This window comes from Pseudomonas acericola (SeqCode) (assembly GCF_053456465.1).
The window spans coordinates 777,384-796,810 of sequence record NZ_JBRFJB010000003.1 but is presented as its reverse complement, the minus strand read 5'-3'; the positions used below and the strand labels follow the sequence as shown (position 1 = coordinate 796,810).

Annotated in this window: 21 protein-coding genes; 14 read left to right on the top strand and 7 right to left on the bottom strand. The window is 61.7% G+C overall.

Annotated features, from left to right (window positions below; translation table 11 throughout):
- Positions 1-6 precede the first annotated feature (6 nt).
- Positions 7-960 (bottom strand): LysR substrate-binding domain-containing protein, encoded by a 954-nt coding sequence (locus ACU688_RS15665; protein ID WP_448185480.1) that lies wholly within the window; start codon positions 958-960, stop codon positions 7-9.
- 113 nt (positions 961-1,073) lie between these two features.
- Here ACU688_RS15665 and gtdA point away from each other — a divergent pair, with 113 nt between their 5' ends.
- The 4 genes from gtdA to maiA are packed head-to-tail and all read left to right on the top strand — an operon-like array spanning position 1,074 to position 4,832.
- Positions 1,074-2,123, top strand: a complete 1,050-nt coding sequence (gene gtdA / locus ACU688_RS15660) for a gentisate 1,2-dioxygenase (protein WP_448185479.1) — start codon at positions 1,074-1,076, stop codon at positions 2,121-2,123.
- A 13-nt stretch (positions 2,124-2,136) separates the two neighbouring features.
- Positions 2,137-2,829, top strand: a complete 693-nt coding sequence (locus tag ACU688_RS15655) for a fumarylacetoacetate hydrolase family protein (protein ID WP_448185478.1) — start codon at positions 2,137-2,139, stop codon at positions 2,827-2,829.
- Positions 2,830-2,860: 31 nt separating this feature from the next.
- Positions 2,861-4,204: an MFS transporter gene (locus ACU688_RS15650; RefSeq protein WP_448185477.1), complete on the top strand. Its 1,344-nt coding sequence runs from the start codon at positions 2,861-2,863 to the stop codon at positions 4,202-4,204.
- On the top strand, positions 4,191-4,832 hold the full coding sequence (gene maiA, locus ACU688_RS15645) for a maleylacetoacetate isomerase (RefSeq protein WP_448185476.1): 642 nt from the start codon (positions 4,191-4,193) through the stop codon (positions 4,830-4,832). The genes ACU688_RS15650 and maiA overlap by 14 nt, the downstream gene beginning before the upstream one ends.
- A 58-nt stretch (positions 4,833-4,890) precedes the next feature.
- On the opposite strand, the gene ACU688_RS15640 is transcribed toward maiA, so the two are convergent.
- Positions 4,891-5,205 carry an SCP2 sterol-binding domain-containing protein gene (locus ACU688_RS15640; protein WP_448185475.1) on the bottom strand — a complete coding sequence of 105 codons (315 nt, stop codon included), beginning with the start codon at positions 5,203-5,205 and terminating at the stop codon, positions 4,891-4,893.
- A gap of 56 nt (positions 5,206-5,261) precedes the next feature.
- Positions 5,262-5,972 (bottom strand): histidine phosphatase family protein, encoded by a 711-nt coding sequence (locus ACU688_RS15635; RefSeq protein ID WP_448185474.1) that lies wholly within the window; start codon positions 5,970-5,972, stop codon positions 5,262-5,264.
- Between the two features lie 194 nt (positions 5,973-6,166).
- On the opposite strand from ACU688_RS15635, the gene sohB reads away from it, so the two are divergent.
- Positions 6,167-7,192 (top strand): protease SohB, encoded by a 1,026-nt coding sequence (gene sohB / locus ACU688_RS15630; RefSeq protein ID WP_207046359.1) that lies wholly within the window; start codon positions 6,167-6,169, stop codon positions 7,190-7,192.
- A gap of 124 nt (positions 7,193-7,316) precedes the next feature.
- On the opposite strand, the gene ACU688_RS15625 is transcribed toward sohB, so the two are convergent.
- A complete protein-coding gene (locus ACU688_RS15625) occupies positions 7,317-8,825 on the bottom strand; it encodes an MFS transporter (RefSeq protein ID WP_448185473.1) in 1,509 nt (502 codons plus the stop codon).
- A gap of 151 nt (positions 8,826-8,976) precedes the next feature.
- Here ACU688_RS15625 and ACU688_RS15620 point away from each other — a divergent pair, with 151 nt between their 5' ends.
- Positions 8,977-9,846, top strand: coding sequence for a LysR family transcriptional regulator (locus tag ACU688_RS15620; RefSeq protein ID WP_448185472.1), 870 nt, complete (start codon positions 8,977-8,979; stop codon positions 9,844-9,846).
- Between the two features lie 252 nt (positions 9,847-10,098).
- Complete coding sequence (locus tag ACU688_RS15615) at positions 10,099-11,655, top strand: TerC family protein (protein WP_448185471.1); 1,557 nt, start codon at positions 10,099-10,101, stop codon at positions 11,653-11,655.
- On the opposite strand, the gene ACU688_RS15610 is transcribed toward ACU688_RS15615, so the two are convergent.
- The 3 genes from ACU688_RS15610 to ACU688_RS15600 form a co-directional block, all read right to left on the bottom strand.
- Positions 11,636-12,715, bottom strand: coding sequence for a GGDEF domain-containing protein (locus ACU688_RS15610; protein WP_448185470.1), 1,080 nt, complete (start codon positions 12,713-12,715; stop codon positions 11,636-11,638). The genes ACU688_RS15615 and ACU688_RS15610 overlap by 20 nt on opposite strands.
- 74 nt (positions 12,716-12,789) lie before the next feature.
- Positions 12,790-13,104 carry a thioredoxin family protein gene (locus tag ACU688_RS15605; RefSeq protein ID WP_448185469.1) on the bottom strand — a complete coding sequence of 105 codons (315 nt, stop codon included), beginning with the start codon at positions 13,102-13,104 and terminating at the stop codon, positions 12,790-12,792.
- Positions 13,105-13,171: 67 nt separating this feature from the next.
- Positions 13,172-13,420, bottom strand: coding sequence for a hypothetical protein (locus tag ACU688_RS15600; protein ID WP_017737244.1), 249 nt, complete (start codon positions 13,418-13,420; stop codon positions 13,172-13,174).
- Positions 13,421-13,753: 333 nt separating this feature from the next.
- On the opposite strand from ACU688_RS15600, the gene ACU688_RS15595 reads away from it, so the two are divergent.
- The 7 genes from ACU688_RS15595 (at position 13,754) to ACU688_RS15565 (ending at position 19,346) form a co-directional block, all read left to right on the top strand.
- A complete protein-coding gene (locus ACU688_RS15595) occupies positions 13,754-14,602 on the top strand; it encodes a transporter substrate-binding protein (RefSeq protein ID WP_448185468.1) in 849 nt (282 codons plus the stop codon).
- Positions 14,603-14,654: 52 nt separating this feature from the next.
- On the top strand, positions 14,655-15,317 hold the full coding sequence (locus ACU688_RS15590; protein ID WP_124526745.1) for an amino acid ABC transporter permease: 663 nt from the start codon (positions 14,655-14,657) through the stop codon (positions 15,315-15,317).
- Between the two features lie 11 nt (positions 15,318-15,328).
- Positions 15,329-15,991 carry an amino acid ABC transporter permease gene (locus ACU688_RS15585; protein ID WP_017737241.1) on the top strand — a complete coding sequence of 221 codons (663 nt, stop codon included), beginning with the start codon at positions 15,329-15,331 and terminating at the stop codon, positions 15,989-15,991.
- Entirely contained in the window at positions 15,988-16,770 is a 783-nt protein-coding gene (locus tag ACU688_RS15580) for an amino acid ABC transporter ATP-binding protein (protein ID WP_124526744.1), read from the top strand. The genes ACU688_RS15585 and ACU688_RS15580 overlap by 4 nt, the downstream gene beginning before the upstream one ends.
- Before the next feature lie 16 nt (positions 16,771-16,786).
- Positions 16,787-17,176 carry a RidA family protein gene (locus ACU688_RS15575; RefSeq protein ID WP_078742925.1) on the top strand — a complete coding sequence of 130 codons (390 nt, stop codon included), beginning with the start codon at positions 16,787-16,789 and terminating at the stop codon, positions 17,174-17,176.
- A 187-nt stretch (positions 17,177-17,363) separates the two neighbouring features.
- Positions 17,364-18,128: an IclR family transcriptional regulator gene (locus ACU688_RS15570; RefSeq protein WP_207044041.1), complete on the top strand. Its 765-nt coding sequence runs from the start codon at positions 17,364-17,366 to the stop codon at positions 18,126-18,128.
- 9 nt (positions 18,129-18,137) lie between these two features.
- A complete protein-coding gene (locus ACU688_RS15565) occupies positions 18,138-19,346 on the top strand; it encodes an amino acid deaminase (protein ID WP_448185467.1) in 1,209 nt (402 codons plus the stop codon).
- Positions 19,347-19,427: the final 81 nt, after the last annotated feature.

Genomic DNA, 19,427 nt, shown 5'->3' with positions numbered 1-19,427 from the left:
CGCCTATCACGGCGCCTGTGGGTTGAGGTACGAGTCAAGGCGGCCCGGCTCGGCGGCGGCCGCGGTGCGCAGGCATTCCATCATCTGCGGCAAACCGGCGTCGACGAAGGGCTCGTCGCGCCAGCACAGGCCAACCGAGCCGCTGACGCCCAGCGGGAAGTCCAGGGACACCAGCAAACCCCGATGGGCAAAGTGTTCGGCCACCCGCGCCGAGGTCACGGACAGCAGGTCGCTGTACTGCAGCAACCACAAGTTGCCCACCAGGGACGATGATTCGATGCGACACGGCAGGGGCGGGCGCCCGGCGTCGGTCAGCGCGCTGTCGAGCTTGCTGCGCACCGGGGTGCCGCTGGGCCAGACGATCCAGTCGAACGTGTAAAGCTCCTCCCAGGTCAGGCGGGGGCGTCGGGTCAGTGGGTGGCCAGCGCGACAGACGATGCGCATCTGCTCGTGGTACAGCCGTTCACTGCGCAGCGACTGGCGCGGGGCGAAGTTGTCGAGGCGCCCGACCACCAGGTCCAGTTGGCCCAGTTCCAGGCGTTCGAGCAGCTTATCCATGGGGTTTTCTTCCAGCGCCACTTGGGCGCTGGGGTGCTGGCGCAGGAACGCCATGATTGCCGCCGGTACCAGGTTGGGCGCCGAGGCCGGCGACGTGCCGATGGCTACGCGAAAACTGTTGCCATCCTGCAGGGTGCCGAGGGCGTGGTGCGCGCGTTGCATTTCGCTGAGTACCCGGCGGGCGTGGGCCAGCAACAGGTTGCCATGGGCGGTGAGGTGCAACCCTCGCGCGTGGCGTTCGAACAGCGGCGCGCCAATGCTCTCTTCCAATTCCTTGAGCCACTTGGATAGAGCGGGCTGGGTGGTAAACGACACTCTGGCGGCCTCGCTGATACTGCCGGTTTCGGCGAGGCTGACCAGAAGGTGCAGGTGTTGCAGGCGCAGGCGTCGAGTCCAGTTCATGGGAGAGGGCCATATGTGATTGGGTATGGACACATCATGAATCGGCATTATTCACCCATGGGACGGCGTTGGATACTCGCAGGCATTGAGTCCAGCCTTGCGGGTGAATACCGATGAATAGCCTGACGGATGATGTACGCGCCGCGTTCTACCAACGTATCGACCGGCACCTGCTGGTCCCGCTATGGGAGCGCCTGCACAGCCTGGTGCCCCCTGAACCGGCGGCCGCTTGCCAGGCGGCACTCTGGCGTTATCGTGAACTGCGACCTTGTCTGACAGAAGCCGGCCACTTGATCAGCGCGGAGGAAGCGGTGCGGCGCGTCCTGGTGCTGGAAAACCCGGCCCTGCGCGGGCAAGCCTCTATCACCACCACGCTGTACGCAGGGTTGCAGTTGATCTTGCCGGGAGAGGTTGCCGCCAGCCACCGCCATAGCCAATCGGCGTTACGTTTTGTGGTGGAGGGGCAGGGTGCCTATACCTCGGTGGAGGGCGAACGCACCCGCATGTCTGCCGGGGACCTGATCATCACGCCGTCCTGGGCCTGGCACGACCACGGCAACCCGCCTATCGAGCTGGGTGGCGAGCCGGTGGTCTGGCTCGATGGATTGGACATTCCCATGGTGCGCTTCTTCGACGCCGGGTTCGCCGAGAACAGTGAGCAGGCGGTCTCGGCCCTGACGCGCGAGGAGGGCAACAGCCTGCTGCGGTATGGCCAGAACCTGTTGCCGATGCGCCACGAATCCCGCTCGCTGGCGTCTCCCGTTATCAACTACCCCTACGCCCGTACGCGCGAGACGCTCGCCCGATTGCTGCATCAGGACCCGCTGGACCCGTGGGACGGCATCAAGCTGCGTTATGTCAACCCGCTGACCGGGAGCTGGGCGATGCCGACCATCGCCAGCTTTATGCAACTGCTGCCCCGGGGGTTTCGCGGCCAGCCTTACCGTTGCACGGACGCGTGCGTGTTTTCGGTGGTCGAGGGCTGCGGCAGCGTCTGCATTGCCGGGCAGCACCTGGCGTTTGAACCCAAGGACATTTTTGTGGTGCCCAGTTGGGCCCAGGTGAGTTTTTTTGCGGAACGGGAGTGTGTGCTTTTCAGCTTCTCTGATCGGCCGGTGCAGCAAGCGCTGGGCTTGTTGCGTGAATTGCGTGAAACCTTTTGAGGGGGAAATCCTGATGAACTACGTCTTTGCACCGCCACCGCCGACCGCCTTGTTTGTGCAGGGCAGCGACCAGCGTTTCGCCGTGCGCCGCGTGTTCTGCGTGGGCCGTAACTATGCCGCCCACGCCCGGGAAATGGGCTTTGACCCTGACCGCGAAGCGCCGTTTTTCTTTTGCAAACCAGCCGATGCGGTGGTGCCTGTAGCGCCAGGCGTCACCCTGCAACTTCAATACCCCGCGCAAACCGTCGACTACCAGCACGAGGTGGAACTGGTGGTGGCGATCGGCAAGGTCGGGCGGGATATACCGCCCGCTCAGGCGGCTGAATATGTATGGGGCTATGCCGTGGGGCTGGACATGACCCGCCGCGACTTGCAACTGGGCATGCGCCAAGCCGGTCGCCCCTGGGAAATCGGCAAGTCCTTTGATGCCTCTGCACCGATAGCGCCTTTGTTGCCGGCTACGGTTGACTGGCCGTTGGGGGCGTTGTGGCTACAGGTCAATGGCGACGTCCGCCAGCACAGCGCGCTGGATCAGTTGCTCTGGTCGGTGCCGGCAATCATCAGTGACCTGTCGCGCTTTTTCGAGCTGCGTCCTGGCGACCTGATCATGACCGGCACGCCGGAAGGCGTCGGCCCTGTGGTGAAAGGCGATCTGATACAGGCCGGTGTCGAGGGTGTGGGCGAATTGCAAGTTCGAGTGATTTGAGCGACAGCGCCGCTGTCCAAGGAGTTTGTCGATGTCAGTCATACGGGTGGACGTCCAGGCTTTTATCGATCGGCATGCAGTGTCGCGCTTCCAGGTGCGCATCCTCGTGCTGTGTTTTCTGGTGGCTGCGCTGGATGGCCTGGACACCGCAGTTGGCGGTTTTATCGCGCCGGTGCTGCGTGCAGAGTGGGGGTTGACCGCCGGCCAGCTCAATCCCTTGCTGGGGGCGGTGTTGTTGGGGTTGATGATCGGCGCGTTTGCCGCCGGGCCGCTGGCGGACCGTTTCGGGCGCAAGCGGGTGTTGCTGTTGTCGGTACTGATCTTTGCCGGCTTGAGTGTGGTGTCGGCCACCGCCAACGATGTGCAGACCTTGACTGTATTGCGGTTCCTGATCGGCTTGGGGTTGGGTGGCGCGCTGCCCAATGCGGTCACGCTGACCAGCGAATACTGCCCGGCGCGGCACCGCTCGCTGATGGTCACCCTGATGTTTTGCGGGTTTACGCTGGGGTCTGCCTTGGGCGGTGTACTGGTCGCCCATTGGCTGCCGATGATCGGCTGGCGCGGCGTGTTGCTGGTCAGTGGGCTGCTGCCGCTGGTGTGTCTGCCGCTGCTGCTGATCCTGTTGCCGGAGTCGGTGCGCTTCCTGATCGCCCGGCGCAACATCGCCGAGCACATCGCGCGGATTCTGCGGCGCATTGCGCCCTTGCCCGAGGGCGCGATCTTTCATCTTGGCACTGACCAGGCCAAAGGCTCGCCGGTGGGGCAAATCCTGCGTGGCCGCATGCGCATCGGGACGTGGCTGTTATGGGGCTCGTTTTTCAGTGGGTTCATGATTATTTACATGATGACCAACTGGCTGCCTACGCTGATCAAGGACACCGGCTTGAGCCTGTCCCAGGCTGCCTTGGGCAGCGCGATGTTCCAGGTGGGTGGCACCCTCGGCGCAATCGCACTGGGTGCGGCCATGGACCGCCTGGACGCCTGGCGCGTGCTGACAGTGGCCTACCTGGGTGGGGCGCTGGTGATGTTGGCGGTCAGCCAGTGGTACCACGACTTCGCGGTTTTGGTGGTGTGCATCACGGCCATTGGGTTTTGTATCAGTGGTGGCCAAGTGGGGGCGAATGCCCTTGCCGCAGGGTTCTACCCCACAACCAGTCGTGCCACCGGCATCGCCTGGTGCCACGGGGTGGGGCGAGTCGGCTCTATTGCCGGCACGCTGGCGGGAGGGATGTTGCTGGACGTGGGACTGAGCTTGAGTGGGGTGTTTCTATGGTTGACCTTGCCAGCCCTGTTGGCGGCCGCGTCGGTGCTGCTGATGGGCCGTCGCTATCGCAGCGCCGCAAGCCTGGGAGGTGTGCGCGATGCAGCTTTATAGTTTTTTCAATAGTTCGGCGGCCTGGCGGGTGCGCATTGCCTTGGCCCTGAAAGGGTTGGCGTTTGAAACGTGCGGCGTGAACCTTCGGCAAGGGCAGCAGCGTGGCGCCGCCTATCTGGCGCTGAACGCTTCAGGCAGCGTGCCCTTGCTGGTGGAGGACGCGGGGCAAGCGATTGGCCAGTCATTGGCGATCATCGACTACCTGGACCAGCGTTTTGCGCAGGTGCGCATGCTGCCGCTTGAGCCCCTGGCACGGGCGCGGGTATTGGAAGTTGCCAACCTGATCTGTTGCGATATCCACCCCCTGAACAACCTGCGTGTGTTGGGCTATCTACAAAACACGTTGCGCCTGAGTGACCCGCAGAAACAAGCCTGGTATCGCCATTGGGTCGAAGAAGGTTTCCAGGCCTTGGAAGCCGTATTGGCTCGGCACGGGCATGGCGCCTATTGTTTTGGCGACACGCCTGGGTTGGCAGAGTGCTGCCTGGTGCCGCAGGTGGGCAATGCATTGCGCATGGGCTGTGAGCTGCAACGGTTCACGCGCACGCTGGCGGTGTATGAGCGGTGCCAGGCGCACCCGGCGTTCATCCAGGCCATGCCCAACCGGCAAGCGGATTTTATCGACTGAAAACCCGGGGCAAAAAAAATCCCGCCAGATTGGCGGGATTCAATTGATTCGGTGTGAATCAGGCAGGGAACAGTTCGCTCAGCTTCATCGCCAGCATCATGTCGCCTTCGGCGCGCAGCTTGCCGCCCATGAAGGCTTGCATGCCGTCGGTGGAGCCGTCAACGATGCCTTCCAGGGTTTCGGCGTCCATGACCAGGGTCACTTGGGCGTCTGGGTTTTCGCCTTCCTGCAGTTCGCAGGTGCTGTCCTTGACGATCAGCGAGAAGTGTTTGGTGTCGTCGATACGGAAACCAAATACCAGGTCCAGGCCGGCAGCAGCGCTTGGGTTGAACTTGGCTTTCATCGTTTCTACAGCTTTGGCTACGTCAGTCATGGTTTCGATCCTTTTATGGTGAGTCCAGTGACCTTGGGGTCACGGTTGGCCGCAGCTCATCGGAAGGTGATGAGCTGCGGCGCCTTCAACAGTTGCAAGTGGGTGTGGCTGTTGAAGGAAGCCAGGGCCACCTCGCGACCGCGAAACTTCAGCTGGTTGAGCGAGGTGTTAACAATTTGCCAGTTCAGTTCGAACGCCTGGGCAGCGGGCATCCGGGTAATCAGGTGGAGCAGGGCAGTGATGGTGCCGCCGGAGGTGAACACGGCGATTTTCTGTGCGTTGTCCGCCGCTTCAAGAATGCGTTGCAGGCCACCCTGGACCCGTTCGACAAACCCCAGCCAGCTCTCCAGCCCCGGTGGATCATAGGTGCCGGCCAGCCAGCGCTCGATGATCAGGGCGAAGATGCGCTGGAACTCGCTGCGGTTCTGTGCGGCATTGCGCAGGATTTCCAGGGCTTCGGGTTCGGTGGTGAGCAGATCGGGGAGCAGGGCGCGGATGATCGCATCGGCGTCGAACTCGTTGAAGGCGCTGTCCACCTCGACTGCCGGTACCGGCAAGCCGCGGGCGCTGTACTGCTCGAACGCGGCGCTGGCGGTGTGCTGCTGGCGGCGTAGGTCGCCGGCGATGCAGCGGTCGAACGTTACGCCCAGATCGGCCAGGTGACGCCCGAGCACTTGCGCTTGTTCCACGCCGACGGGCGACAGGACGTCATAGTCGTCTGCACCGAAGGAGGCTTGGCCATGTCGAATCAGATAGATGCTGCCCACGTCCGTTTTCCCGGTACGTTGAAAGTCTGGCGAGGTTATGGGGATGCCTGCGAGCTGTCAATGGAAAAACATACGCTTGTTTTAAAAGCCCGTTGGAGGCCCGATTGCTGGCGGTTTGATCACTGGCCCGAACGCGGTGCCGCCGGTATGCTTGGGCGATCCGCGCCTGGCGCACTGCACTTGTAAGGAGCAACATGGATTTTCTGGCCGAATATGCGAGCTTCTTAGCGAAGACCGTCACCCTGGTGGTCGCTATTCTGGTGGTACTGATCAGCTTCGCCGCGTTGCGCAGCAAAGGTCGTCGCAAATCCGCTGGCCAATTGCAGGTCAGCAAACTCAATGATTTCTACAAGGGTTTGCGCGAGCGCCTGGAATCCACCCTGCTCGACAAGGACCAGCTCAAGGCCTTGCGCAAGTCCGAAAGCAAAGCCGAAAAGAAAAACAGCAAGAAAAAACCCGAGGCCAAGCCACGGGTATTCGTGCTGGATTTCGACGGTGACATCAAGGCCTCGGCCACCGAAAGCCTGCGTCATGAAATCACCGCGCTGCTCAGCCTCGCCACGCCAAAGGATGAAGTGGTGCTGCGCCTGGAAAGCGGCGGCGGCATGGTCCATAGCTACGGCCTGGCCTCGTCGCAACTGGCGCGTATCCGCCAGGCGGGCGTGCCGTTGACCGTGTGCATCGACAAGGTCGCGGCCAGCGGCGGCTACATGATGGCGTGCATCGGCGAGAAGATCATCAGCGCCCCGTTCGCCATCCTCGGTTCGATTGGCGTGGTTGCGCAGTTGCCCAACGTCAACCGCCTGCTGAAAAAGCACGACATCGACTTTGAAGTGCTGACCGCCGGTGAATACAAACGCACCCTCACGGTGTTTGGCGAAAACACCGAGAAGGGCCGGGAGAAGTTCCAGGAAGACCTGGATATCACCCATCAACTGTTCAAGAACTTTGTCTCGCGTTATCGCCCGCAGTTGGCGATTGATGAAGTGGCGACCGGAGAAGTGTGGCTGGGTGTTGCAGCACTCGACAAGCAACTGGTGGACGAGCTGCAAACCAGCGACGAATACCTGGCGACCAAGGCCAAGACCGCCGAGGTGTTCCACCTGCACTATGCCGAGCGCAAGAGCTTGCAGGAGCGTGTGGGCCTGGCGGCCAGCGGTTCGGTGGACCGCGTGTTGCTGACCTGGTGGAGCCGGCTGACCCAGCAGCGCTTCTGGTAACCCGGTCCCTCTGATAGAGGTGACCCCCTTGTGGGAGCGGGCTTGCCCGCGAATACGGCGTGTCAGTCGATACATGTGTGACTGAACCACCGCTATCGCGGGCAAGCCCGCTCCCACATGGGTTTCAGGGCGAAGGTTTGATCGGGTGCCGCATTAACAGCCCCACCACCAACGCCCCCAACAACCCCAACAACCCTGCCACCCACAACACCCCGCCGAACCCCCCGACAAACGCCTGCTGTGCCAGCGGTTGCACACTGGCCCGCGCCGACGCCGGCAACAACCCCATCGCCGCTGGCATATCACCGGCCACCACCCGCGACGCGATCCCGGCCACTTGGCCCTGCCACTGCGCACCGATACTCGCTCCCAACAATTGCTCGCTGTGGCTGCTCAACAACGCCCCATACACGCCAATGGCCAGCATGATCGCGCTGAAACGCATGGTGGTACTCATCCCCGAGGCCATCCCGACGCGGTCGCGCGGCACGCAGGCCATGATGTTTTTCTGCGTATCGCCATTGAGCAAGCCCGCGCCGGCCCCGGTGACCGCAATGGCCAGCGCGAAGGGCACATACCCGCCGACATTCACCGCCCAGGCGCTGAGCAGGTTGCCGCAGCCCACCAGGGTCAAACCGGCCGCCATCATCGTCGCCGGGGTAAAACGCCCCGCCAGGCGCGCGCCGATGCGAGGGCAAACCAGCATGGTCAGGGCGAACGGCAACATGCCCAGGCCCGACGCGATGGCGGAGAACCCCAGGCCGTTTTGCAAGTAGAAGGGCAGCAACGTCATCATCACTTGCGCGCACCCGGCGTAGGCGAACATCCCGAGCAAGGCGCCGATAAAGCGCGGCTGGCGAAACAGTTGCAGGTCCACCATGGGCCGTTGCTGCACGCGTTCGACCAGCACAAACACCCCCAGCAGCAAAGCGCCAGCCAGCAGGCGCGCATAGGTCAGCGGGCTGTCCCAGCCGATGCGGTTGGCCTCGATCAGCCCCCAGATCAGGCACAACAGGCTGGCACTGAACGCCAGGCTGCCCCAGGGATCAAGGCGGGCGGATTGGGTGTCGCGAGATTCCGGGATGGCGCGCAGCACCAGCGCCATCAGTGACAGGCCCACGGGCAGGTTGAGGTAGAAAATCCAGCGCCAGCCCAGGTACTCGGTGATCAGGCCGCCGAGGGTCGGCGCGGCTGTCATTGCCACGCCCATGCACGCGCCCCAGAACGCCCAGGCTTTGGCGCGTTCCACTTCATCGTGGAAGGTATGGCCGATGGAGGCCAAGGCCGACGTCAGCAACAGCGCCGCACCGACGCCTTTGACGGCGCGGGCGATATCCAGCCACAACGCGCTGGGCGCGGCACCGCAACCCAGGGACGCAAGGATGAAAATACTCAAGCCCCACACCAGGATTTTCTTGCGCCCGAAGCGGTCGGCGAGGCTGCCGGCTGGCAAGAGCAGCGCGGCAAAGGCCAGCATATAGGCACTGACGACCCACTCGATATCGGCGAAATTGGCCCCCAGGTCGCGGGCGATGCTCGGCAGGGTGACGGCGACGATATTGGTGTCGAGCACAATCAGCGAGCAGACGCCGGAGGCGGTGAGCAACGTCAAGCGTGGGCTGACGGGCTTCATAGGTGGATTACCCAACGGGCAACGGTGGTTGTGAAGTCAATCTGCATCGCAAAGGCACTCTGGCTGTTAGGATGGCCCCAGCTTATCGCCGCCCCATGCTGACTTTGTTAGGCGGCACTATGAACTTCATTACCTTTGAGCTAATCCTGCGATGGAAATCCGTCACTTCCGCTACTTCCTGGCCGTCGCCCGGCAACGCAACTTCACCCGCGCCGCCGAGCAACTGGGCATCGCGCCGCCGACCTTGAGCCGGCAGATCCAGGACATGGAAACCGCCCTGGGCACGCGCCTGTTTATCCGCCAGCAGCGCGAAGTCAGCCTGACCGAAGCGGGCGCGGCCCTGGTGCAGGAAGCCGAAGCCACCGTGCGCCAATTCGAATGCGCTCAGCGCCATGCCCAGCGGGCCGGGCGCGGGGACATCGGGCATATCGAACTGGGTTATGTGGCATCAGCGGTATATGGCGGCTTGCTACAACGGCAGATGCAGGCGTTCAGCCAGGCGTTTCCCGATGTCACTGTGAATGTGCGCGAATGCGCCATGGCCGCATTGCCCGGCGCGGTGGCGGATGGGCGGTTTGACATTGGTTACGTCCGCTCGCCCATGACCCTGCCCGACGGTGTCGAAGCAGTACGCCTGGACAGTGAAGGGTTTGTCCTGGCCGTGGCACAGGGTTCCTGGCTGTTGGGATTGAAGGCCATCGGTTGCGAACACCTGCAAAACGAGACCTTTATCCTGCCGGAGCAGATCAGCGGCACGCTGCACGTCGCCGCCCAGGGCGGTTATGCGCCGCGCCTGGGGCCGCAGCCGGGTGGTTTGGTCGCGGTGTTGGCGTTGGTGTCGCTGGGGCAGGGCGTTGCGGTGGTACCGGCGTCGGTGGTGGGGCATGTGACGCTGCCGAATGTGGTGTACCGCCCCATTCAAGGCAATGACGCGTCGTCGTGGCTGTCGCTGATTCACCGGCGCTTTGAGAAAGCACCGGCGGTCGTGCGGTTTATCCAGCAGGTGAAAGCGGCGCGCTGAACACGAGTACAGATCTTGTAATAGTTTTGCGTTGTAGGAAATTTACCTTTCAGTTGTACGATTCAAGTCCTTTTTTATCGCAGGATTTGCATGAACACCCTCTCGGAGCCCCCCAGTCGTCTTTCCCCAAGACATCCGCTGCTGCCGTTCCCGCTGAAGCATCCCGTATTCCGACTGCTAACCTTGTCCCGGTCCACTGACCGCGCATTGCCGTGTCCGGCATTCTGAACAACGAATTAAGAGACTCTATAAATGGAATGGTTAGTGGATCCAACGGCCTGGCTCGGCCTGTTGACCTTGATTGTGCTGGAGCTGGTGCTGGGTATCGACAACCTGGTGTTTATCGCGATCCTCGCGGACAAACTGCCACCCGAGCAGCGCGACCGTGCGCGCTTGATCGGCTTGTCCCTGGCATTGCTGATGCGCCTGGGCCTGTTGGCGAGTATTTCGTGGTTGGTGACCCTCACCCAGCCGCTGTTCGAGGTGTTCGACAAGAGCTTCTCCGGCCGCGACCTGATCATGCTGTTTGGTGGTGTGTTCCTGTTGTTCAAGGCCACCATGGAATTGCACGAACGCCTCGAAGGCCATGTCGCCCAGCGCAGCGGCAATGCGGCCTACGCGATGTTCTGGCCGATCGTGGCGCAGATCGTCGTGCTCGACGCTGTGTTCTCCCTGGATGCGGTGATTACCGCCGTGGGCATGGTGGATGAACTGGCGGTGATGATGATCGCGGTCATCGTGTCCATCGGCGTGATGATCGTCGCGAGCAAGCCGTTGACCCGCTTCGTCAACGCGCACCCGACGGTAATCATGCTGTGCCTGGGCTTCTTGATGATGATCGGTTTTGCCCTGACCGCCGAAGGCCTGGGCTTCCATATTCCGAAGGGCTACCTGTACGCGGCCATCGGCTTCTCGATCCTGATCGAAGTGTTCAACCAGATTGCCCGCGCCCGGCGCAAGAAGTCGGCGCAAGGCGTGCTGCCGGTACGTGAGCGTACCGCCCATGCGGTGATGCGCTTGCTCGGCGGCCGTAGCTTGGCGGTGGAAGAGGTGGGTGAAGAGGTGGCCGACCTGTTGGGCGAGCCGGATACCGCGCAAGGCCCGCTGTTTGATCGCCGCGAGCGCGTGATGATCAGCGGCGTGCTGCAATTGGCCGAGCGGCCGATCCGCACGTTGATGACGCCACGGGCCAAGGTTGACTGCATCGACTTGGCGGACGATGCCGAGACGATTCGCCTGAAACTGATGCATTCGTCCTACTCGCGCCTGCCGTTGATCCGCAATGGCGCGGTGGATGAACCCCTGGGTTTCGTGCACAAGAAGGAGCTGCTCAAGGAATACCTGGCCGGCAACGAGCCGAACCTGGAGCATCTGGCACGCCGGGCGATCAACCTGCTGGAGAGTTTCTCGGTGCTCAATGCCCTGGAGCAGATGCGCCAGGAATCCACGCACATCGCCTTCGTGATCAACGAATTCGGTGATTTCATGGGCGTGTTGAGCATGACCGATATTCTCGAATCCATCGCCGGTGAGCTGCCCGACGCCAGCGAAATCGAGGGGCCGGACATTGTCGAGGACGGTGCAGGTTTCCGCGTGAATGGCGCCTTGAACCTCAACCAGATCCGCCAGCGCACCGGTTTCTCTGCCACGGCGACCGAGGACTACCAGACCCTCGCCGGCCTGGTGATGAGCCTGCTGGACCGCCTGCCGGTGGTGGGCGACAGCCTGGTGTACGAGGGCTGGCGCCTGACCGTGGCGGCCGTCGAGGAGCGGCGGGTGACCCAGGTGGTTATGGTGCGTGAAACGTAAAGCGGTCCTTGCCCGCATGTTTTGACACATACAGCGCCTGGTCCGCCTTGATCAGCACCTGGTTCAGGGTTTCGCCATCCTCCACCCGGGCCAGGCCGATGCTGATGGTCACCGGGTGTTGGCTGGCATCCGCCCGTACCTGGGCGCACAACTGCTCCGCCAACTGCGCCGCGTCTTCGCGGCGTACCCCTGCCAGGTAGATGGCGAACTCTTCGCCGCCAAGGCGGGCGTAGTCGTAGTCGTTCATCACGGCACGGATGTCATGGGCGACGCGCTTGAGTACATCGTCGCCAACGTCGTGGCCAAACCGGTCATTCACTTTCTTGAAATTGTCGATATCGATCATCGCCAGGTAATGGTCGTGCGTGCGCGGTTGGTGGGCGAGCTTTTGCCCGGCGCTCGCCATGAACGCGCGACGGTTGGGGATGTCGGTCAGGGTGTCCACGTAGGCCTGGTCCAGCAACAGCTTGGCCATGATGTAGTTGCTCAGCTTGACCTGGCGCAGCTTGAGGAAGCTGTAGAGGGTCAGCAGGCTGAGAAAGCTGGAATAAAAGAACACCGTGGTGCCTTTGACTTCCAGCACCGAGGTTTCGGTGAGGTAGAACGGGTTGAGTACCACCCAGGTGATCACCAGCGTGGCGGCGAATGCCCAGCGGTTCAGCGGCAGCACGGATGCGCTGTAGAGGATGGTCGACGCGCCGAGGATTAGCCAGCCAGGATGCAGGTCCATGGGCAGGCCTTCGATCACCAGGCGGATGCCGATGGCGATGATGCTGACGAAGATCAGGTTGATCCATTGGAAGTGGCGCACCTGGGTGTTGAAGGCCAGCACCAGCGTGGTGATCAACAGTGCGCTGAGAAATATCACCGAATAAAACGTAAAGCCCTGGCCGCCGCGAAAGCTGACGATCAGGTTGAACACCAGCCAGATGCTGATGCTGGCGAGGTAGATCAACAGGCAGAAGGGCTTGAGTCGCTCGAAATCATGCTGGGCGAACTCAAGCTGCAAGGCGGGTGAGGGGAGTTTCTTGAGGACTTCGGCTTCAATGGTCTTGAACATTGCTGACCCTGGCTCGGCTGAGACTGCATTGAGCAGCGTAGCTGTTGGCCGGTGGCGCGCAAATGCAAGGTTGATCAAGTGTACTGGAGGAATGCCTGGAGTAGGCTTGGCTCGCTGACCCCTTCAAGCGTCTCTACCAATTCGCCTTTTTGGTAGATCAATAGCGTTGGAATGCGCACGACCTTGGGGTGGCGGGGCGTATTGGCACAGTCGAGGATCAATACCTTGATTTTTCCGTCATGCGCTTTAGCCATTTCTGCAAACTTGGGCAGTGCTGCCTTGCAGGCGCCGCAGGTTTCGGAGGCGAACAGGGTAAACACCGGAAGCTGTGTATCCAGTGCCCGTTCAAAAGCCGCTTTGTCCTCGATAACCGCGTTGAAATAACTCATTGGCGTGCTCCTGGTAGCCGTTCAGCTCACGCTAAGTCGGGAGGCGCCGCTCGTCTACTGTCAACCTTCACAGGTTCGCATCACGCTCCAGGCGTTCGCGCGCCTTGCGGGCCTGGTTCGCGCATTTCTTGTATTCCAGGTTGTCCCGCGAGGCCTTGGCCTGGCGGTAGCCGTGGTGATTCTGGCTGGTGTAGTTGGTGCTCAAGGCTTCGTTGAGCTTGCGCAGTTCGATCTTGCAGTCGCGGCGGTCGTTGCTGGCCCAGGCGCTGGTGGCGACCAGAAAGGAGCATAAAACCAGGGTGAGGCTGAGCTTCATCGGGGCGCGATCCTTGTCGGCGGGAATGTGCAAAGGCTAGTCCAGCATGGGGATTTTTCCATGGCGCGTGCGCACTGCAACGGTGCGCGGTAACGCGGTCATGGCGCACGGAATTGGGGCCTGTCACCGCACTGTGGGGCCTGGGGTAGCACGTTGGCCACAGGTGCTGGCGCAGTGCTGTATCGCAAACAACAACTTATCTTTTTGATTTTTAATGAATTTACTCTCCGCGTTTTTTTCTGTTGCAGCGTGTGGCACACTTTCTGCTGTCTATTCCGTTGTTACATACCAAGTTCCGGTATAGCGGAATACACAATCCCTGGAGTGCTTGTCATGCATCACCGACCTTCCGTGTTCAAAGCGTGTGTTTTTCTCTTCGCCGCATCGGCTTCCCTCGCAAGCATCGTGCAGGCGGCGGACAGCAAGCTCGATAACGTGCTCAAGCGTGGGCATCTGATCGTGGGTACAGGCAGTACCAATGCGCCGTGGCACTTCCAGGGAGCGGATGGCAAGTTGCAAGGGTTTGATATCGACATCGGCCGCATTGTGGCCAAGGGATTGTTCAACGACCCTAGCAAGGTCGAGTTTGTGGTGCAGTCGTCCGACGCACGGATTCCCAACCTGCTGACCGACAAGGTCGACATGAGTTGCCAGTTCATTACCGTCACCGCCAGCCGTGCGCAGCAGGTCGCGTTTACCCTGCCGTACTACCGCGAAGGCGTGGGCCTGCTGCTACCGAACAACAGCAAGTACAAGGAAATCGAAGACCTGCAAGCCGCCGGCGACGGCGTCACCGTGGCTGTGCTGCAAAACGTGTACGCCGAAGAGCTGGTGCACCAGGCGCTGCCCAAGGCCAAGGTCGACCAGTACGACAGTGTTGACCTGATGTACCAGGCGGTGAACTCCGGCCGCGCCGATGCCGCCGCCACCGACCAGTCTTCGGTCAAATACCTGATGGTGCAGAACCCCGGCCGCTACCGCAGCCCGACCTACGCCTGGAGCCCGCAAACCTACGCGTGCGCGGTCAAGCGTGGCGACCAGGACTGGCTGAACTTCGTCAATACCGCGCTGCATGAAGCCATGACCGGTGTGGAATTCCCCACCTACAAGGCCTCGTTCAAGCAGTGGTTTGGCGTCGACCTGCCAGAGCCGGCGATTGGTTTCCCTGTCGAGTTCAAGTGATTCGTGACAACCGGGGCGCCGCCAACGGCGCCCCTACTAGGTATTGCTGACCATGAACTATCAGTTGAACTTTGCCGCCGTGTGGCGCGATTTCGACACCTTGCTGGCGGGGCTCGGTCTGGGCCTGCAACTGGCATTGCTGTCGATCGCCATCGGTTGCGTGATCGGCCTGCTGATGGCCTTTGCCATGCTGTCCAAGCACCGTGCGTTGCGCATCTTCGCCTCGGTGTATGTGACGGTGGTGCGCAATACGCCGATTCTGGTGCTGATCCTGTTGATCTACTTTGCGTTGCCGTCGCTGGGGATTCGCCTCGACAAAATCCCCTCGTTCATCATCACCCTGTCGTTGTACGCCGGTGCCTACCTGACCGAAGTATTCCGCGCCGGGCTGTTGAATATTCCCAAGGGCTTGCGTGAAGCCGGCCTGGCCATCGGCCTGGGCGAATGGCGCATCCGGGCCTACATCACCGTGCCGGTGATGCTGCGCAACGTGCTGCCGGCACTGTCGAACAACTTTATCTCGCTGTTCAAGGACACCTCGCTGGCCGCCGCGATTGCCGTGCCGGAGCTGACCTATTACGCCCGCAAGATCAACGTCGAAAGCTACCGGGTGATTGAAACCTGGCTGGTCACGACTGCGCTCTACGTGGCTGCCTGTTACCTCATTGCCATGCTGCTCCGTTACCTGGAACAGCGTCTGGCGATCCGTCGTTAAGGAGGGTTCCCATGTACGAGTCCCCCAGCTGGCTGCATGAGTTGTGGATCGCCCGGGATACCCTGTGGGCGGGCTTTCAAGCCAGTGTGTATGTGTCGGCGCTGGCGATTATCTTTGGCACCCTGATCGGCATTGTCGCCGGGTTGATCCTGACCTACGGCAAATTCTGGATGCGCGCGCCGTTTCGCCTGTATGTGGACCTGATCCGTGGCACGCCGGTGTTTGTGCTGGTGCTCGCGTGTTTCTACATGCTGCCGGCCCTCGGTTGGCAGATCAGCGCGTTCCAGGCCGGTGCGGTCGGCTTGACGCTGTTTTGCGGCTCCCACGTGTCGGAGATCGTGCGCGGTGCGCTGCAAGCCATTCCCCGTGGGCAACTGGAAGCCGGCAAGGCGATTGGCCTGACGTTCCAGCAGTCCCTGGCCTACGTGCTGTTGCCCCAGGCGCTGCGGCAGATCCTGCCGACCTGGGTCAATTCCTCCACGGAAATCGTCAAGGCCTCGACCTTGCTGTCGGTGATCGGCGTGGCGGAATTACTGCTGAGTACCCAGCAAGTGATTGCGCGCACGTTCATGACCCTGGAGTTCTACCTGTTCGCTGGGTTTCTGTTCTTTGTCATCAACTACGCCATCGAATTATTCGGGCGCTACATTGAAAAGCGGGTGGCCTTGCCATGAACCAACCTCACATCGAGCAACCGTTGCTCAACATCCGCGGCCTGCGCAAACAGTACGGCGAGGTGGAAGTGCTCAAGGGCGTCGACCTGACCATGCAGCGCGGCAACGTGGTCACATTGATCGGCTCCAGCGGCTCGGGCAAGACCACGCTGTTGCGCTGCGTCAACCTGCTGGAAGAGTTCCAGGGCGGGCAGATCACCCTCGACGGTGAGTCCATCGGCTACAGCGACATCGGCGGCAAGCGCGTGCGCCACCCCGAGCGGGTGATTTCCCAGCACCGAGCTATGACCGGCATGGCGTTCCAGCAGTTCAACCTGTTCCCGCATTTGACGGCGTTGCAGAACGTCACCCTCGGCCTGCTCAAGGTCAAGAAGATGGGCAAGGACGAGGCCGTGGCACTCGCGGAAAAATGGCTCGACCGCGTAGGGCTTTTGGAACGACGCAACCACTTCCCCGGCCAGCTTTCCGGCGGCCAGCAACAGCGTGTGGCGATTGCCCGCGCCATTGCGATGAACCCCAGCCTGATGCTGTTCGACGAAGTCACCTCGGCCCTCGACCCGGAGTTGGTGGGCGAAGTGCTCAGCGTGATCAAGGGCCTGGCGGAAGAGGGCATGACCATGCTGCTGGTCACCCACGAGATGCGCTTTGCCTATGAAGTGTCGGACAAGATCGTTTTCATGAACCAGGGCCGGATTGAAGAGCAGGGCTCGTCGAAGGACATCTTCGAACGCCCGCAATCGCCGCGCCTGGCGGAATTTCTCAAGAACATTCGTTTTTAATCAGGAGGCTATTTTTATGAGCATTACTCGTTACGGCACCGGCAGCACCGCCGGCGGCGGCCAGCCCCGTCCTTTCGCCCGCGCGGTGGAAGCGGACGGCTGGCTCTACGTCTCGGGCCAAGTGCCAGCGGTGGACGGTGAAATCATCAACGGCGGCATCGTCGAGCAAACCCGGCAGACCATGCGCAATGTGGTGGCGATTCTCGAAGAAGCCGGCTACGAGTTGAAAGACGTGGTGCGGGTTGGCGTGTGGCTGGAAGACCCGCGCGACTTCTGGAGTTTCAACAAGGTCTTCGGCGAATACTTCACCCCGGAACACGCCCCGGCGCGGGCTTGTGTGCAGGCCAACATGATGGTGGATTGCAAGGTGGAGATCGATTGCGTGGCCTACAAGAAAAAGGGCTAAATGCCCCACTCTTGAGACCACCGAAGCTCCAATGTGGGAGCTGGCTTGTTGTGGCGAGGGAGCTTGCTCCCGCTGGAGTGCGCAGCGCTCCCAGCTTTTTTGGGGCCGCTTCGCAGCCCAGCGGGAGCAAGCTCCCTCGCCACAGGGTTGTAACCCGCTGTTAAACCTGACCGGACCGAAAACTGCCATGACCGAAGACACCATCAAACGCCGCGCCAAAGGCCTGGACCGGGCGTTCGATATCCTCGATTTTCTCAAGGAGATCGGCCAGCCCCTGCGCCCGAATGATATTGCCAGCGGCATCGGCAGCCCCAAGTCCACGGTCTATGAACTGGTCGCCTCGCTGCTGGAGCGGCGCATTCTCGAAACCGTGGGCAAGGACGGTCACGTCTACCTCGGCCGCCAGCTGTACTTCCTCGGCCAGGCGCACCTGCGGCACTTCGACCTGACCCGCGAGGCCGACCACGCCTTGCAGGAGATCGTCAGCCAGACCCACGAAACCGCGCAGATGTGCCTGCTCAACGGGCGCAAATACACGGTGGCGCTGATGCGCGAGGGCGAGCGGCATTTTCGTATTTCCTCGGACATCGGCGAAAACGCGCCGATCCCCTGGACCGCGTCCGGGCGCCTGTTGCTCGGGCATTTGAGCGACAAGCAGATCATCGACCTGATCGACCACGACGACTTTATCCTGCCGGATGGCCAGCGCTTGCCGCTGGACACCTTCCTGGCGCAAATCCGCCAGGCCACCCTCGATGGTTTCTTTTCCTTCGACAGTGTGGCCGACACCTTTACCCATTGCTTTGCCGCCCCCGTGCGGGACGCGCAAGGCATCAGCATTGCGACCCTGTGCATCGTCGCCCCACGGGCCGATGCGCTGAAAAACTACAACGACTATCGCCGGGTGTTGATCGACAGCGCCAACAACCTGGCCCGTCGCATCAACGAATAGGAGCATTTCATGTCTGCCATCAATGCCGTTGCAAAGGGCGCCGCCGCCGTCGGTGCCCACTTGGTCCGTGACGTCAGCCTGCCCGCCCTGGTGCTGCACCGCGACGCCCTGGAACACAACATCCGCTGGATGCAAGCGTTCGTCAGCAACAGCGGCGCCGAACTGGCGCCCCATGGCAAGACCAGCATGATGCCGGCGCTGTTCCAACGGCAGATCGCCGCCGGCGCCTGGGGCATCACCCTGGCCAGTGCGGTACAGACCCGTGCCGCCTATGCCGGTGGCGTGCGCCGCGTATTGATGGCCAACCAACTGGTGGGCGCGCCCAACATGGCGTTGATCGCCGACTTGCTGGCGGACAAGGATTTCGACTTCCACTGCATGGTCGATCACCCGGACAACGTCGCTGACCTGGGCCTGTTTTTCGCCGCCCGTGGCCTGCGCCTCAACGTGATGATCGAATACGGCGTGGTTGGCGGCCGTTGCGGTTGCCGCAGCGAGCAGGAAGTGCGCGACCTGGCCAAGGCGATCAAGGCCCAGCCGGCCCTGGCCCTCACCGGTATCGAAGGCTACGAAGGCGTGATCCACGGCGAGCACGCCATCAGCGGTATCCGCGATTTCGCCGCGAGCCTGGTGCGCCTGGCGGTGGATCTGCAGAACAACGGTTCGTTCGACCTGCCCAAGCCGATCGTCACTGCATCGGGCTCGGCTTGGTATGACCTGATCGCCGAATCGTTTGAAGAACAAAATGCCGCCGGCCGCTTCCTCAGCGTGCTGCGCCCGGGCAGCTACGTGGCCCATGACCACGGCATCTATAAAGAAGCGCAATGCTGTGTGCTCGACCGTCGCAGCGACCTCAACGAAGGCCTGCGCCCGGCGCTGGAAGTCTGGGCACACGTGCAATCGATGCCCGAGCCGGGTTTTGCGGTGATCGCCCTGGGCAAGCGCGACGTGGCCTACGACGCCGGTTTGCCGGTGCCGCTCAAGCGCTACAAAGCGGGCGTTGTGGGCGGCGAAGGCGATGATGTGAGCGCGTGCAAGGTCACGGCCGTGATGGACCAGCATGCGTTCATGACCGTCGCCGCTGGGGTTGAGCTGCGTATTGGCGACATCATTTCCTTTGGTACTTCGCACCCGTGCCTGACCTTTGACAAGTGGCAGGTGGGTTGCCTGGTGGATGAGCAGTTGCAGGTGGTTGAGAGTTTGCATACCTGCTTCTAGACCGAGTCGCGGCCATCGCAGGCAAGCCAGCTCCCACATTTTGATCTGTGAACACTTTTCAAATGTGGGAGCTGGCTTGCC

Coding starts and splice junctions, on each gene's coding strand:
- ACU688_RS15665 (WP_448185480.1), bottom strand. CDS start 960: ATGAACTGGACTCGACGCCTGCGCCTGCAACACCTGCACCTTCTGGTC.
- gtdA (WP_448185479.1), top strand. CDS start 1,074: ATGAATAGCCTGACGGATGATGTACGCGCCGCGTTCTACCAACGTATC.
- ACU688_RS15655 (WP_448185478.1), top strand. CDS start 2,137: ATGAACTACGTCTTTGCACCGCCACCGCCGACCGCCTTGTTTGTGCAG.
- ACU688_RS15650 (WP_448185477.1), top strand. CDS start 2,861: ATGTCAGTCATACGGGTGGACGTCCAGGCTTTTATCGATCGGCATGCA.
- maiA (WP_448185476.1), top strand. CDS start 4,191: ATGCAGCTTTATAGTTTTTTCAATAGTTCGGCGGCCTGGCGGGTGCGC.
- ACU688_RS15640 (WP_448185475.1), bottom strand. CDS start 5,205: ATGACTGACGTAGCCAAAGCTGTAGAAACGATGAAAGCCAAGTTCAAC.
- sohB (WP_207046359.1), top strand. CDS start 6,167: ATGGATTTTCTGGCCGAATATGCGAGCTTCTTAGCGAAGACCGTCACC.
- ACU688_RS15625 (WP_448185473.1), bottom strand. CDS start 8,825: ATGAAGCCCGTCAGCCCACGCTTGACGTTGCTCACCGCCTCCGGCGTC.
- ACU688_RS15620 (WP_448185472.1), top strand. CDS start 8,977: ATGGAAATCCGTCACTTCCGCTACTTCCTGGCCGTCGCCCGGCAACGC.
- ACU688_RS15615 (WP_448185471.1), top strand. CDS start 10,099: ATGGAATGGTTAGTGGATCCAACGGCCTGGCTCGGCCTGTTGACCTTG.
- ACU688_RS15610 (WP_448185470.1), bottom strand. CDS start 12,715: ATGTTCAAGACCATTGAAGCCGAAGTCCTCAAGAAACTCCCCTCACCC.
- ACU688_RS15605 (WP_448185469.1), bottom strand. CDS start 13,104: ATGAGTTATTTCAACGCGGTTATCGAGGACAAAGCGGCTTTTGAACGG.
- ACU688_RS15600 (WP_017737244.1), bottom strand. CDS start 13,420: ATGAAGCTCAGCCTCACCCTGGTTTTATGCTCCTTTCTGGTCGCCACC.
- ACU688_RS15595 (WP_448185468.1), top strand. CDS start 13,754: ATGCATCACCGACCTTCCGTGTTCAAAGCGTGTGTTTTTCTCTTCGCC.
- ACU688_RS15590 (WP_124526745.1), top strand. CDS start 14,655: ATGAACTATCAGTTGAACTTTGCCGCCGTGTGGCGCGATTTCGACACC.
- ACU688_RS15585 (WP_017737241.1), top strand. CDS start 15,329: ATGTACGAGTCCCCCAGCTGGCTGCATGAGTTGTGGATCGCCCGGGAT.
- ACU688_RS15580 (WP_124526744.1), top strand. CDS start 15,988: ATGAACCAACCTCACATCGAGCAACCGTTGCTCAACATCCGCGGCCTG.
- ACU688_RS15575 (WP_078742925.1), top strand. CDS start 16,787: ATGAGCATTACTCGTTACGGCACCGGCAGCACCGCCGGCGGCGGCCAG.
- ACU688_RS15570 (WP_207044041.1), top strand. CDS start 17,364: ATGACCGAAGACACCATCAAACGCCGCGCCAAAGGCCTGGACCGGGCG.
- ACU688_RS15565 (WP_448185467.1), top strand. CDS start 18,138: ATGTCTGCCATCAATGCCGTTGCAAAGGGCGCCGCCGCCGTCGGTGCC.